Consider the following 13,232-nt stretch of genomic DNA (forward strand, 5'->3'; position numbering starts at 1 on the left):
CACTTATGTGCCCGTTTCCTCAACCAACGACAGGATTAGGCACATGGCCGATAACTCGACGATCGCTCTCTCACTCGACGAAGTAGAGGAATTGGCAAAATCTGTCCTTGTGGCAGCAGGCATGGATGAACATGGCAGCACGGTTCTGGCCGGGCTTGTGCGGATGAGCGAGCGCGACGGCCCGCGTAGCCATGGGTTAAGGATGTTACCTGTTTATGCGCAGAGCTTTTCTTCGGGATATGCCAACCCCGAGGCCGACCCGAGTGTCGAACGGATCGCACCGGGGGTTCTGCGCGGAGATGGTGACAATGGCTATTACCAGATCGTGGCCGCCAAAGCTCGAAACGAGCTTATTGAAATGGCGCGCGCGAATGGTATTGCCGCGTTTACTTGTGCCAATTGCCACCATCTGGGGGCACTACGTTTCGATACAGGTCCGCTGGCGGACGCTGGGCTGGTAGCGCTAGGTGTTGTGAACTCGCTCTCGATGGTGGTGCCGCAAGGCGGCATCCGCCCTGTTTTTGGCACCAATCCGATGTCCTTTGCTTGCCCGCGACCGGGTCGTGCGCCGGTTGTATGGGATCAGGCCTCGTCAATGGTTGCGCTGATGGACATCCGGATGGCCGCGGCCGAAGGGCACGAATTGCCACGCCCTGCGGGGCTTGACCCGAACGGTCAGCCAACCAGCGATCCCAACGCGATTTTGGAGACCCGCAGTCTGTTGCCGTTTGGCGAGCACAAAGGCGCGGCGATCGCCTTCCTGATCGAAGTTCTTGGCGCGGCACTGGCCAGTGGAACATTGTCCGTGGACAATGCCAACCGCGAAGCGCACGGTGCCTTGAATATCAAGGGCGGTTCAACGTTGATCGCGATTGATCCGGCGCGTTTCGGGAATGCCGCATTTGAAGGCTATGTCCAACGCATCTGCGCTGAGATTGAAGGTAACGGGGATGCCCGCGTTCCCGGAGATGGCCGCTTGAAGAACCGTGCTGCCGCCGAAGCGGATGGTGTTCGCGTCACGGCGGACTTGATGAAGCAACTTCGCGAACTTCTGTAGGGGTCCCAGTAATGGCACGGGTGGTTGTAATTGGCGGCGGCATCGTCGGAATATTCTGTGCGCTGACATTGCAGTCGCAGGGCCACGAGGTCACCGTCGTAGAACCGGGTCCGGTTGGTGAGGGCGCGAGTTGGGCTTCCTGCGGGTGTATCGCAGTGGGTGAGATCGTGCCGTTGTCGCAGCCGGGGATGCTGATGAAAGTGCCGGGCTGGTTGCTGGATGCCGAGGCCCCGTTGACACTGCGCCCGGCTTCAGCAGTGAAGCTGCTGCCGTGGTTTGCACGGTTTACCGCCAATGCGCGTCGCTCGAAAATGCGTGCAATCGCCTCCGATCTGGCAAGACTTACGTTTGCTGCAACAGCGGATTTCAAGGCTCAGCTTTTAGATGTAGGCCATCCTGAGCTTTTGGTCGAACGGCCGGTAATCAAGTTGTTTGACGACGACAATGACCTTGCGACCATGCGCGCAGCTTTTGAACTAGCGCGTGAGCTGGGTTGCACAATTGATCAAGTTACAGGTCAGGAAGCGCATGAAATCGATCCTGCAATAGCATCTGATTTCAAACATGCAGCTTTGCTTAGAGACTGGAGTTTTGTGACGGACCCTAAGGTATTGGTTGAAACGCTGACGCAGAGTTTTAGCAGCCGCGGTGGGGCAGTCGTGGCAGGAAGAGCAATCGGTTTTACGCAGGACGGACAACATGTGAAAAGCGTGAAGCTGAGCGATGGGCGATCGATCAGCGCAGATGATTTCGTCATCGCTGCGGGAACGCCGTCTAGAATCTTGGCCAAGACGCTGGGTGTTCAATTGAGGATGGAAGGGGTGATCGGATATTCGACTGCGTTGAAAGATAGCGGGGTCGAGCTCCGCCACACGGTGTTTTATGCCAAAGGTGGGTTTGGCATTACACCGTATCAGCAGGCGCTGGCAGTGGCTGGTACCGCAGAATTTGCCGACCTGAACGCGCAGCCGAATTGGAACCGAGCCGATGTGCTGGTCAGGCGTGCATGCCGCGTATTACCGGGTTTGAAGACCGATAGTGCGGAACGCCGGATGGGTCGCCGCCCGTTTACACCGGACACACGTCCGATCATTGGCCGCAGCAGGCGACTGGCTAACGTCGCCTTTGCGACGGGTCACGGACAGCTTGGCCTGACACTAGGCGCGACGACGGCGCGGATAATCGCAGATGTAATTGCTGGCAGATCACCGGACATCGATATAGAAGCCTTCAGCCCAGATCGGTTCTCGTCCTGAGCCAAAGCCCGCCCAGCTCTTTTTGAGCCACATGGGACGTCATCAGCAATGCGATCATCCAGCCAGTCACCACGGCACCTGCGGTGCCGAACCAGACACCAATTTCGTTAAAACCGAGCAGGCCGACGAAAATCCAGACAAAAAAGGCGACGCCAAATCCTTGACGATATAGGCTGATCCACACGGTCCAGATCGGTCGCTTCAAGGCTTGCAATAGCGAGTTGATGGAAAAAAGCATCATGTAGACCGGGAGGATCAGACTATCGACACGTAGATAGCTAAGTCCGACGCGGATCACTTCGGGATCGTCGGTGAAAAAGCCCATCATAAGGCGGCCAAAAATCCACAATATGGGGGCTGCGATGGCGGTCATGATGAACCCGACTTTCCAGCAATAAAACAGTGCCTCGCGTACCCTTTCATAGTCGCGGGCACCGAAATTCTGGGACGCGATGGGTAGCAGTGCCCCCGTGACCCCCAGCACCGGCAAAAGCAAAATCTGCTCAAGCCGAATGGCAATGCCAAAGCCAGCGATTGCGTGCTCTCCAAAGATTTTCAGGGCGAACTGCATGACGAAACCTGACAGCAGCATCACGAAGAAAGATGTCGCTGTGGGAAGTACCTGAACCGAGATCTCCTTGAACTTCTGTAGGCGCGGAATGAAGTTTCGGGGGCGCATGCGCCTCATCCTGCGGCGTCTGAGGACCTGACGGATCAGAAACACCATCACACCGGTCTGGCTGATCACCGTCGATACAGCGAGGCCATCAAATCCGATGCCCGGGATCACGCCCGGAATGCCGTAGATCAATAGGGGGTTCAGACCGATATTGGCAAAAAACGCCACCATGAGGGCGCGTTGCATCGATACCGCGTCACCATGTGCCTGAAGAATGCCATTGCAACCGAAGGCCAGAAGAAATCCGGGCAAGGCCAATAGGAGCCAGTGGAAATAACGTAAACCTGCATCGCGATAAGGTCCCGGTTCCGAAACCAGATTTATCAGCGCAGGGCCGTACCAGAGACCCGCCGCCGCCAGGACACAGGCTGCAATGAAACCATAGATCATTCCCTGTGCTGCAAAACGCCGCGCTGCGCGAGTGTCTCCAGCGCCTAACGCGTTGCCGACCAGCGCGCTCATCGCGGCACCCAACCCGACCCCGACCGAAATGGCAATGAAAAAAGCCTGAAACCCTAATGCCAATCCAGCCTGTGCGCTGGTCGAGAGAAGGCCGGCGAAGAACATGTCGACAACGTTGTAGAGAGTGTTGAACAACATCCCGATTGCGCCCGGGATCGCCAGGGTTCGGAAATGGGTCGAGATTGGCCCGCGCGTCAGATCAATTTCAGTTGGGATGGCCATATCAACTGGCCACTACGGACGTTCGGCCTGAACGGTCAGGAATACGAACTCTGGCGTTAGGACTTCTTCGAAGCCGTGATTCAGCTCTGCATCGACGCTGATGCTGTCTCCTGCTGAAAGAGTAAATCGGGCCTCGCCATACCGATAGATGGCCTGCCCTTCGAGAACCTGAACAAACACGACGCCATGGCCGACATAAGTGGGTGGCTGCCCCTCGTCGCGCAACAACGTGACACGACGGGCCTGAAAGCGCAGGTCCTTCCGGGAATGCAGCGCAAGGTTGACGTATTCGTGCGAATGGCCGCCCGCCAGTCGCGTAGACTTTAGCCCTTCGCCATGGCGAACCAGCGTATAGTCGGTGTGGTCTGTCCGTGCTTCGCGAAACAGCGATACGATTGGTACCTCTAACGCTTCGGCAAGTGCAGCCAGCGTATCGATTGACGGAGAGACCAACCCGTTTTCGATACGGCTGACCATTGCAGCCGAGATACCAGACTGTTCTGCCAACCGACGGGCGGATTGCTTGCGGCTTTGGCGCAGCTCCCTGAGCGAGGCACCAATAGCGCGATCAATCTGTCTTCCCGGCGTGTCATCGTGCATGATTCAATCCGTCAATCCTCGGCGTAGTAGCCCACCACGTCCCCTTCCGTTGTGACACCCAGACCATTCAGCAATCGGTTGGCATAATTGAAATATCCGACGATCTGGTTGATCTCGAGAATCTCTCCGTCTTCCCAGCCGGCATCTTTCAATGCGCGAACTTCGGATTCCTCCATTGCACCCGGCGACAGGGTCAGCTTTTGCGCATAGATCAGCGCGGCCAACTGCGCACCTTCAAATGCGTCCTGCGGACGATGGGCCTTTAACGCGGCCTCGATTGCGTCGGCGCGTGCGTCGTCACCGATCAGATGTCGGGCGTTTGCCCAGTGGTTGGCATAAGAATAGGGGCAGGTGTTCAACGTCGATACGTAAGAGCTGATGACTTCCTGAAACCACATGGGTATGGAATTGGCTTCATCATGCAGGCACGCGCGATACAGAATGACGTGACCTTTCATGGTGTTGGGACGCAGCGAATGCACACGCATCACGTTGTCCACGGTCCCGTGTGGTGTGCGCGCCAGATCCAGAGTCGCTCTCAGGTGCTCGTCGGCATCTTCGTCAGATATCATCCGAATCCAGGCGGACATTCACGTTTCCTCTCGTGTTTTCTGTTTCTATTTTCGCGGCGTGTGCCGTTCGGCTGAGTTTTTTATTGACGAATATTGCACATTAAGCAACCATATTGAACAGCGCGCAACGAATTTGAGGATTCTGAAGCTTTGCCAGATCTCTCCACTCTGCCTGAATCGCCGCGAATGGCTTCGTGCGCATGCGTGCATGACCTCATGTTGCGATCGCACTACCACAGCGTCATAGATCAGCGGCGCCAGCTGATCCGCATCTTGACAGGTTCGGTATGACACAGCTCTCCCCCATGATCGAAGTGACCAATCTGGATAAGTTCTATGGGACTTTCCATGCGCTCAAGAACATCGATCTGACCGTTCATCAGGGCGAGAAGGTGGTAATCTGCGGCCCGTCCGGATCGGGAAAGTCCACCCTGATCCGCTGTTTCAACGGGTTAGAGTGGCATAATTCCGGGCGTCTCGTGATCGATGGGATCGAAGTCTATGAAGGTGCCAAGGAAATCCGTGAACTGCGACAGGAAGTCGGCATGGTCTTCCAGCAGTTCAACTTGTTTCCGCACCTGACTGTGCTTGAAAACCTGATGATCGGACCGATGAAGGTGCGCAAGCTATCCAAGGCGCAGGCCGAGGAAACCGCGCGCAATTATCTCGACCGCGTTCATATTCCTGAGCAGGCCGATAAGTACCCGGCGCAATTGTCGGGGGGGCAGCAACAGCGCGTCGCTATCGCGCGGTCCTTGTGCATGGAAACACGGATCATGCTGTTTGATGAACCGACATCCGCGCTTGATCCCGAAATGATCAATGAAGTGCTGGATGTGATGGTTGAACTGGCCGATACGGGCATGACCATGGTGGTTGTCACGCATGAGATGGGGTTTGCGCGCAAGGTCGCCGACACGATGGTCTTTATGGAGTCGGGGCAGATCGTTGAAATCTCGCCGCCCGATCAGTTCTTCACCAACCCGTCAAGCGAGCGCTGCCGTCTATTCCTGAACCAGATATTGGAACACTAACGTGACCGATCTGGGCATATCACAAGGACGCGGGCAAGCGCTGCCGAAGCCACCACTATACAAGCGGTTCTTTGGCTCGGTGTTAGTGTCCGTCGTGATCTATGCGGTTATTGTCGGGTTGATCGCCTACGGGTCATATGTTGGCGCGCAGGGTATGGGCTATAATTGGCAGTGGTATCGCGTGCCCCAATTCCTGTACCGCAACACCGAGATAGGGTTCGAGTGGGGCGAAATTCCCATCGGACTGGTTGCCACGATCAAGCTGTCAGTTACCTCGTTTCTGCTGGCCACAGCTATCGGGTTGCTGGTGGCGTTACTGCGCTTGTCCGGCTTGGTAGTTGGTACGGCTGTCGCGGTTGCCTACCTTGAACTGATCCGCAATATCCCGCTGCTGGTTCTGCTTTACCTGTTCTATTATGTGCTAGGGCCAATCTTTGGGTTTGATCGATATACCGCCAGCATCTTGACCTTGGCGGTGTTTCATTCGGCCTTGATTTCAGAGATCCTGCGGGCGGGGATCAACGCCATCCCATCTGGTCAGTGGGAGGCGGCCAAGTCTATCGGTATGACCCCCTATCAGACCTACAGATATATCATTCTGCCGCAATCTGTTCGCTTTATGCTACCGCCCATGACGGGCGAGGTCGTTCATCTGATCAAATCCTCGGCCATTGTCAGCGTCATTGCCGTGGCCGAACTCACCACCTTCGGGCGCAACATTATATCCGACACGTATATGAGTTTCGAAATCTGGTTCACTATCGCGCTGGTCTATCTGGTGGTGACCCTGATCCTGTCGATTGGCGTAAGCTATCTGGAGAAGAAATATGCCGTCGACCAATAACCACGAGAACTTAACCGGATAACAAGGAGAACCAAGATGAAGCTATCTCGCAGAATGCTCGGGGCGGCCCTGGGCGCGGTCGTGGCAACAGGCATGGCGACCTCAGGCTGGGCGCAAAGTGCGACTCAGGAACTGTCCCGCGAAAGTGTGATTGAAACGATCAAACAGGATGGGGTAATCCGGATTGGTCTTTCGCTGTTCGTGCCGTGGTCGATGCGCGACAAGAATGGTGAACTGATCGGGTTCGAACTGGATGTCGGTCGCAAGCTGGCCGAGGACATGGGTGTAGAGGTCGAGTTTGTACCGACCGCCTGGGATGGCATCATCCCGGCGCTCGTATCTGGCAATTTCGACGTGATCATCTCAGGCATGTCGGTGACTGCGCAGCGAAACTTGACGATCAACTTCACCGATCCTTACGCGTATTCGGGCCTGGCTATTATGGCTAACAAACAGTTGACCGATGGTATGTCTTTGGAAGATTTCAATAAACCTGAGGTCACCTTTGCCGCTCGTCGCGGGGCGACACCAGCTACGGTGATCGCGGAAAACTTCCCCAACGCGACGCTGCTGTTGTTTGATGAAGACGGTGCATCAACGCAAGAAGTGCTAAACGGAAACGCGCATGCTTCGATGGCGGCTCAACCTACGCCGAACCGCGAGGCCGGTCGCCATCCGGAAACTCTGACCGTTCCGTTCGATAACCTCTATGATCCGCGTGGCGAAGCGTTCGGAGTACGCAAGGGCGATCCGGATGCCATGAACTTTTTCAACAATTGGATCGCTCAGAACTGGCGGTCGGGTTGGTTGGAAGAGCGTCACAACTATTGGTTCGCAACTGAAGAGTGGGCAGACCAGGTTGCCCAATAACCAATTAGCCGGGGGCGGATCAGCCGCCCTCGGGCCTGAAGCGGAGCGCCCAGGTGCCTGAATTTCTTAGAAAACTCAGATGGCCGGATTATCTGATCGTGGCGGTATTGATCGCCTTCTTCGGATATATCTGGCTGTCGATCGAAGGCACGCTGAACTATAAGTGGCGGTGGGAATTGATCCCCAGCTACATCGTCGGCTGGCATACTGGGCGAGAAGAGTATTTTGCCAATCTATTGCTGCAAGGCTTGGTGGCGACGGTTCGTATCAGCATCTATTCCGGCATTTTGGCGCTCATTCTGGGTACAATTCTGGGGATCGCGCGCTGTTCTGCCAACCTGACCATACGCATGCTGGCACGCACTTATCTTGAATTTCTGCGTAATGTGCCACCGGTTGTTGTTGTCTTTATTTTCTTTTTCTTCCTGTCGCAGCAACTGATCGACGCACTAAACCTTGAACGCTGGGCACGTGGAATTGCGCGGCAAGAAGACAACCAGATCTGGACATTTTTCTTTGGTGAGATGCGGCGCTTTCCGTCGCTTGTCTCAGGTGTCATCGTTCTGGCGCTGTTTGAAAGCGCATTTGTCGGCGAAATTGTCCGTGCCGGTATTCAATCGATCCCCAAAGGTCAGCGTGAAGCTGCACGCTCGATCGGGATGAGCCGTTTGCAAGAGCTTCGCTATGTCGTGCTGCCGCAGGCGATGAAAAAGGTCGTGCCGCCGCTGGCCAATCAGTTCATCTCATTAATCAAGGACAGCTCGATCCTGTCGCTGATCTCGGTTCAGGAACTGACCTACAAGACCGTCGAACTGGTCGCCTCGTCCCGGATGATCTTTGAGGCATGGATCACAACGGCTGCATTCTATTTTGTCGTCTGCTTCGGCCTCAGCCGCATCTTTGCGCGGCTAGAGAAACGATCTGACAAGCGCTAGGTTCAGGTCACATTCGGACCTGAACCATTCCATCCTGAATCCGTGTATCAAAAACCCGCATTGCTCGGGTCGCAGGCGCCGAAACGGGCTTGCCATCACGCACATCGAATGCGCCCTGGTGCAATGGGCATTCGATAACATGCCCATCAAAATAGCCGTCACACAGATCAGCCCCGCCATGGTTGCACAATGCCAGCGAGGCATAGACACCGCTGGGCGTGTCATATACCGCAATCAATCTGGGTCCGATCTGAACCCGCGTGACCCAGTTTTCTTCCAGTTTCGATGCCTCGATCACATCGCGCCAAGATTTGTCTGCCACCATCTCTCAGGCCTCGGCTTTGCGTTGCATGATCTGCCGTAGAATGTCGCGATGCGCAGCCAGATATCCACCTTTCTCGACGAAGATATGATCCTTTAACTTCTCATGCAGACGGGGCAGAGCGTGGAAGGGAACTGAGGCGACATAGTGATGTTCGGCATGATAGTTCATATTCCAGCATAAAAATGACATCGGCTTTGACACCAGATTGGTGCGCGTGTTTTCTGACATCTGCGCCACGGTGGGACGTCCGACATGCTCGGTCATTCGTATGAATCGCATCACCGGCTCACCCAGAAACAGGGGTATGATCCAATACCAGATCAATCCCCACCATCCGGTGAAGGCCATAGCCAGAAAGATCAAAGCGTAAATGGCCAGCATGCGGCGCGCGTCCCAATAGACCGACTGATGCTCCTCTTTGGGAATGAAACTCAACTCGGCCTTGCTGAGCTTCCCAAAGGCATGTCGGAACAGCTCAGTGAACTTACCGCGCCAATAAGGCAGGGCTGACAGGTACAAAAAGTACTCGCCAAGGGATTTGGGCAGCGGGATCAGTTCGGGATCCTCTCCGTTCAGTTGCGTATATGTGTGATGATCACAATGTTCGTATCGGAAGAACCGATGCGGCAGAATGATGATCAGCCCGCAAATCTGACCAACCAGATCATTCAACCACCGGGTGCGAAACACGGTATAGTGCACACACTCATGCTGAAGCGAGAAATGATGCACCAAGACGACCCCTTGCAGAAACATCGCGGGCCAAATCAGCCAACTGTTCCAGACTAGGGTGATCAATGTTGTCGTGCAGGTCAGCACCGAAACCCACATTGCAAGATGACGTAACCCTGGCGCGTTCGAGCGTTGCATGAATCCCTTGAGTTCTTCGCGCGTCAGTTTTCCTTCGGCCAGAGCCTGAGTCAGCGGCGTAACAATAGCTTTTGACATGTGATTTCCATGATTTTGCCGGAGCGGGGGTCTTGCCCTCTGCGCATATTCCGGCACCGGAGACGGGAGTGCTCCGCACCATAGGGCCAACTCGAACAGACCCTATTATCAAAGAGTATTTCCACAGCTTGTGATTCGATCAAGCCGCTATTGATCAGCCAACTGCACGCAGACCGATATCCGGATCGGGATGGGCGAACAGGGCGGCCGCGCAGGGGTGCCGATCCAGGATTGATTGACCGCAAGGCAACCGTTCGGCATGGAATGTACCGCGGTCCCAATAAGTTACGCCATCGATTTCGATGGAAGGATCAATAATATTCCAGCTGATTTCACCGGGGGCGTACGCCCCGCAGGTGTGGAAATGCAGGATGCGTGGATTTCCGAAAGCGGAGCCGCCCCAGCGTTCATAGTTTTCGCGCATATCCCAGGGGTAGCCGCAGCCCGGATGGATACCTGCGTGCCAAGAGTGCACGAAATTGCGATCAATTCCCAACTGATTGGCTACCCGATCATAATGCGCCTCGGCCCGTGCGGCGTTGGCGGGATCGCCGTCAAAACGCTGCAGCCGCCCATTCTCCATCATAGCAAAGACGGGGCGGTCGAATTCGATGGTGTAGTCATCGTAATACTTCGACCCCGTTCCCGTCAGAAAACTGATCGCCACACGGCCCGAGAAACTGTGGGCAGGAACCGGGGTAAAGACTGACATCGGAAAACGCAGGATCGAGGTGTCGCCCGAGGGTTGCAGGTTCATCACTGGACGACCGCTTACATCAGTGCCCAAAGGGCAAGTGATCCGCACCTCGCTGGCCGCGTCCAAGACCGCGTTGATATCGGCCTTAAGCTCCATGAACGCATCGTGGTGGCCGTTGGAAAAACCAGATCCCAGCATTTCTTTGGTTAAAGCGAAGCTAACGATGACTTTCTTACCCTGCGGCATGTCCGAGAACCGCAACTGATCCCCAAGCCGGGCCAGAAATAGAATGATGTCTGCCGCTTCGAACCGGGCAAGCAGATCGGGCGATAATTGCGGATTGTCCGGATTGAAGCCCACATCAATCGTGTCGACCCCCAGCCCAAGTTTACGGGCCGCCTGACTGACAACATTTACGCTGTCGGCGTCGAAATATCCAAACTCTGCAGGTTCATAGGCAATCAGCAGCCTTTCACCCGCCGCCGCGCGGGCGCAATTGACCAGCAGATTGTAAGCGCCCCGCTCTGGCGTCATGTCGGACATCGACATCTCCTGATTACTTGACATTATCAACTTACGGCCTAGAGCCGCCGGCAATCCATTTGAAAGTGATAATGGCTGACATTAGGATGACTAATATGATCTTGAATCTGCCATACTCCGCGCTGCGAGCCTTTGAGGCAGTTGTACGCCACTCCGGCTTTTCACCCGCCGCCGAGGAACTGGGGGTCAGCCAAAGTGCCGTCAGCCAGCACGTCAGATCGCTCGAGGAATGGCTTGGGCGGGATTTGCTGGTGCGCGGTGCGCGGCAATCGCGACCTACCCGCGAAGGTGAGCAATTGGCGCAGGCAATCTCGGATGGGTTGGGGCGCATTTCAGAGGTGTGTGCGCAACTTCGCGATCGAACGCGTGCGGACCGGACCATCGTGATTTCATGCTTGCCGGGGTTTGCATTCAACTGGCTGTTTCCAAGGCTTCTGCACTTTGATTTGGCCCACCCGGACCTGTCTATTTCGATCGCGACGGATACGGGATACTATCCGTTTTCCGGCGCAGATTCCGATATCGGCATTCGATATGGTCTTGGTGAATATCCCGGGTTTGAAGTGGATTTGCTTATGCGGGAAAGGCTGTTTCCCGTCTGCGCGCCCGCGCTGTTGCCTGAACTGAAGCGCATTGAAGATTTGTCACAGCACACACTGCTGGTAGATGAAAATCTGCACCATGGTACGTCCAGCCCAACATGGGAGTTCTGGGCGCGGCAATCCAATCTGACATTGCCGTCTGGAGTGCGCACGCGCCGATTGGGCCAATCAAACATGGTCATACAGGCAGCGATTGAGGGGCTGGGGGTGGCGCTTGGGCGCGAACCGCTGGTTATTGATGCGTTGTGCGATGGCCGTCTGGTGCGACCGTTTCAGCAACTGACTCAATCGCCACTTTCCTATTGGCTCGTCCGGCGCCCTGATAGCAAAGACAGCCAAAAAGTCAGCGAGTTCCTGAACTGGATCAAGGCCGAAGTTGCTTCGCAGCCCGATCTGCCCCCGTCGGTAATGCTGCCGAATTAGCTTGCCTTATATGTATCATTATAAATCCAGAATGGTGTATTGCACTGACGCTGCCATAATGGCGCTAAGCCAACTGATCAAATTGGAGAGCAAACCATGTACCTCAGAAATTGCTGGTATGTTGCCGCCTGGAGCAAGGATATCGGGCGTGAACTGAAGGCTGAGACATATCTGGGTGAGAACATTGTGCTCTATCGTCAGCAGGATGGGACGCCCGTTGCGCTTGAGAATGCCTGCCCGCATCGCAAGCTCCCGCTATCCGATGGCAATCTGAAAGGGGATCTGGTCGAATGCGGCTACCACGGGCTGACATTCGATTGTTCGGGCAAATGTACGGACAGCCCAACGCAGCGGGGGATGACGCCTCGGCGCGCGGTGGTGAAGTCTTATCCAGTTGTCGACCGCTATCGCCTGCTCTGGATCTGGATGGGCGATCCTGAACTGGCTGATCCGGACCTGATTTTCCCAATCGAAAACTTTGATGACACGAGCTGGGGCCTAACCGATGGCGGGGTGATGGATATCGATTGCCATTATCTTTGGGTTTGCGACAACCTGCTTGATCCCAGCCATGTGGCCTGGGTACATGTCTCGTCATTCGCCGGCGCGGGAACGGATGAAGAGCCTCTGGACGTCAAAAAGACAGATCGCGGCGTGATTGTCTCGCGCTGGATCGAAAACAAACCACCATCGCCTTACTATGCCAAACTGGTCTCGTTCGACGGCGATTGCGACCGTTTGCAGCATTACGAAATGTGCATGCCCGCAATCGGGCTGAATAAGTCCATCTATACTCCGGTTGGCACGGGTGGATATGACAAAGATCCTGTCGATGAGACATTCATCAACATCTCTTACAACTTCATGACGCCAATCAACGAGGATCAGACCAGGTATTTCTGGTTCCAGCATCGCAACTCTGATCCGGACAATGCCGAGGTTTCAAAGTTCATGAATGACGGTGCCCGGATGGCGTTTCTTGAAGACAAAGATGTGCTGGAAAAAGTGCACAAGGGCATGAAAAATGCTCAGACACCGCATATTGATCTGGGTTTGGATGCCGGGGCAAAAACATACCGACGCGTGCTCGATCGAGCGATCGAGGCCGAGGCCGCTGTGCCAGAGGGTGCAATTCGGCACGCCTGAAACCTGAACAGGGGCCA

The 13,232-nt window shown here is 55.3% G+C and carries 14 protein-coding genes; 8 read left to right on the forward strand and 6 right to left on the reverse strand.

Translation table 11 applies throughout. The annotated features are described in order from the left end of the window. The first annotated feature begins 43 nt into the window (after positions 1–43). Complete coding sequence (locus AC1DFB_RS19375) at positions 44–1,057, forward strand: Ldh family oxidoreductase (RefSeq protein ID WP_480922796.1); 1,014 nt, start codon at positions 44–46, stop codon at positions 1,055–1,057. Between the two features lie 11 nt (positions 1,058–1,068). Further along, positions 1,069–2,313, forward strand: coding sequence for an NAD(P)/FAD-dependent oxidoreductase (locus AC1DFB_RS19380; protein ID WP_480922797.1), 1,245 nt, complete (start codon positions 1,069–1,071; stop codon positions 2,311–2,313). Here AC1DFB_RS19380 and AC1DFB_RS19385 read toward each other — a convergent pair. The 3 genes from AC1DFB_RS19385 to AC1DFB_RS19395 are packed head-to-tail and all read right to left on the reverse strand — an operon-like array spanning position 2,288 to position 4,866. Next, the gene (locus tag AC1DFB_RS19385) at positions 2,288–3,676 is read right to left on the reverse strand and encodes an MATE family efflux transporter (RefSeq protein ID WP_170407006.1); all 1,389 of its coding nucleotides are present in this window, start codon (positions 3,674–3,676) and stop codon (positions 2,288–2,290) included. The genes AC1DFB_RS19380 and AC1DFB_RS19385 overlap by 26 nt on opposite strands. Positions 3,677–3,688: 12 nt before the next feature. Continuing rightward, positions 3,689–4,276: a helix-turn-helix transcriptional regulator gene (locus AC1DFB_RS19390; protein ID WP_170393837.1), complete on the reverse strand. Its 588-nt coding sequence runs from the start codon at positions 4,274–4,276 to the stop codon at positions 3,689–3,691. A gap of 11 nt (positions 4,277–4,287) precedes the next feature. Continuing rightward, entirely contained in the window at positions 4,288–4,866 is a 579-nt protein-coding gene (locus AC1DFB_RS19395) for a carboxymuconolactone decarboxylase family protein (protein WP_170393839.1), read from the reverse strand. A 269-nt stretch (positions 4,867–5,135) separates the two neighbouring features. Here AC1DFB_RS19395 and AC1DFB_RS19400 point away from each other — a divergent pair, with 269 nt between their 5' ends. From AC1DFB_RS19400 to AC1DFB_RS19415, 4 genes are read left to right on the forward strand one after another with little or no spacing between them, the layout of a single operon-like run. Continuing rightward, a complete protein-coding gene (locus AC1DFB_RS19400) occupies positions 5,136–5,882 on the forward strand; it encodes an amino acid ABC transporter ATP-binding protein (protein ID WP_480459463.1) in 747 nt (248 codons plus the stop codon). Position 5,883: 1 nt separating this feature from the next. Continuing rightward, the gene (locus tag AC1DFB_RS19405) at positions 5,884–6,726 is read left to right on the forward strand and encodes an amino acid ABC transporter permease (protein ID WP_170393841.1); all 843 of its coding nucleotides are present in this window, start codon (positions 5,884–5,886) and stop codon (positions 6,724–6,726) included. 36 nt (positions 6,727–6,762) lie between these two features. Then, positions 6,763–7,596 carry a transporter substrate-binding domain-containing protein gene (locus tag AC1DFB_RS19410; protein ID WP_480922798.1) on the forward strand — a complete coding sequence of 278 codons (834 nt, stop codon included), beginning with the start codon at positions 6,763–6,765 and terminating at the stop codon, positions 7,594–7,596. Positions 7,597–7,649: 53 nt separating this feature from the next. Further along, the gene (locus AC1DFB_RS19415; protein ID WP_170562105.1) at positions 7,650–8,531 is read left to right on the forward strand and encodes an amino acid ABC transporter permease; all 882 of its coding nucleotides are present in this window, start codon (positions 7,650–7,652) and stop codon (positions 8,529–8,531) included. A gap of 7 nt (positions 8,532–8,538) precedes the next feature. On the opposite strand, the gene AC1DFB_RS19420 is transcribed toward AC1DFB_RS19415, so the two are convergent. From AC1DFB_RS19420 to AC1DFB_RS19430, 3 genes are all read right to left on the reverse strand, one after another. Next, entirely contained in the window at positions 8,539–8,856 is a 318-nt protein-coding gene (locus AC1DFB_RS19420; protein WP_480751666.1) for a non-heme iron oxygenase ferredoxin subunit, read from the reverse strand. Positions 8,857–8,859: 3 nt separating this feature from the next. Continuing rightward, positions 8,860–9,804, reverse strand: a complete 945-nt coding sequence (locus tag AC1DFB_RS19425) for a fatty acid desaturase family protein (protein ID WP_480922799.1) — start codon at positions 9,802–9,804, stop codon at positions 8,860–8,862. 154 nt (positions 9,805–9,958) lie between these two features. After that, positions 9,959–11,044, reverse strand: a complete 1,086-nt coding sequence (locus tag AC1DFB_RS19430; protein ID WP_480922800.1) for a hypothetical protein — start codon at positions 11,042–11,044, stop codon at positions 9,959–9,961. Positions 11,045–11,139: 95 nt separating this feature from the next. Here AC1DFB_RS19430 and AC1DFB_RS19435 point away from each other — a divergent pair, with 95 nt between their 5' ends. Further along, a complete protein-coding gene (locus tag AC1DFB_RS19435; protein WP_480922801.1) occupies positions 11,140–12,069 on the forward strand; it encodes a LysR substrate-binding domain-containing protein in 930 nt (309 codons plus the stop codon). A 96-nt stretch (positions 12,070–12,165) separates the two neighbouring features. Further along, positions 12,166–13,215 (forward strand): aromatic ring-hydroxylating oxygenase subunit alpha, encoded by a 1,050-nt coding sequence (locus AC1DFB_RS19440; protein WP_170736186.1) that lies wholly within the window; start codon positions 12,166–12,168, stop codon positions 13,213–13,215. Positions 13,216–13,232: the final 17 nt, after the last annotated feature.

Source organism: Ruegeria sp. S84 (assembly GCF_056583445.1).

What these genes read in the sequence shown, in the direction of transcription:
- AC1DFB_RS19420 (WP_480751666.1), bottom strand. Translation starts at nt 8,856, where the DNA reads ATGGTGGCAGACAAATCTTGGCGCGATGTGATCGAGGCATCGAAACTG.
- AC1DFB_RS19380 (WP_480922797.1), top strand. Translation starts at nt 1,069, where the DNA reads ATGGCACGGGTGGTTGTAATTGGCGGCGGCATCGTCGGAATATTCTGT.
- AC1DFB_RS19410 (WP_480922798.1), top strand. Translation starts at nt 6,763, where the DNA reads ATGAAGCTATCTCGCAGAATGCTCGGGGCGGCCCTGGGCGCGGTCGTG.
- AC1DFB_RS19390 (WP_170393837.1), bottom strand. Translation starts at nt 4,276, where the DNA reads ATGCACGATGACACGCCGGGAAGACAGATTGATCGCGCTATTGGTGCC.
- AC1DFB_RS19375 (WP_480922796.1), top strand. Translation starts at nt 44, where the DNA reads ATGGCCGATAACTCGACGATCGCTCTCTCACTCGACGAAGTAGAGGAA.
- AC1DFB_RS19385 (WP_170407006.1), bottom strand. Translation starts at nt 3,676, where the DNA reads ATGGCCATCCCAACTGAAATTGATCTGACGCGCGGGCCAATCTCGACC.
- AC1DFB_RS19430 (WP_480922800.1), bottom strand. Translation starts at nt 11,044, where the DNA reads ATGTCCGACATGACGCCAGAGCGGGGCGCTTACAATCTGCTGGTCAAT.
- AC1DFB_RS19440 (WP_170736186.1), top strand. Translation starts at nt 12,166, where the DNA reads ATGTACCTCAGAAATTGCTGGTATGTTGCCGCCTGGAGCAAGGATATC.
- AC1DFB_RS19425 (WP_480922799.1), bottom strand. Translation starts at nt 9,804, where the DNA reads ATGTCAAAAGCTATTGTTACGCCGCTGACTCAGGCTCTGGCCGAAGGA.
- AC1DFB_RS19400 (WP_480459463.1), top strand. Translation starts at nt 5,136, where the DNA reads ATGACACAGCTCTCCCCCATGATCGAAGTGACCAATCTGGATAAGTTC.
- AC1DFB_RS19435 (WP_480922801.1), top strand. Translation starts at nt 11,140, where the DNA reads ATGATCTTGAATCTGCCATACTCCGCGCTGCGAGCCTTTGAGGCAGTT.
- AC1DFB_RS19395 (WP_170393839.1), bottom strand. Translation starts at nt 4,866, where the DNA reads ATGTCCGCCTGGATTCGGATGATATCTGACGAAGATGCCGACGAGCAC.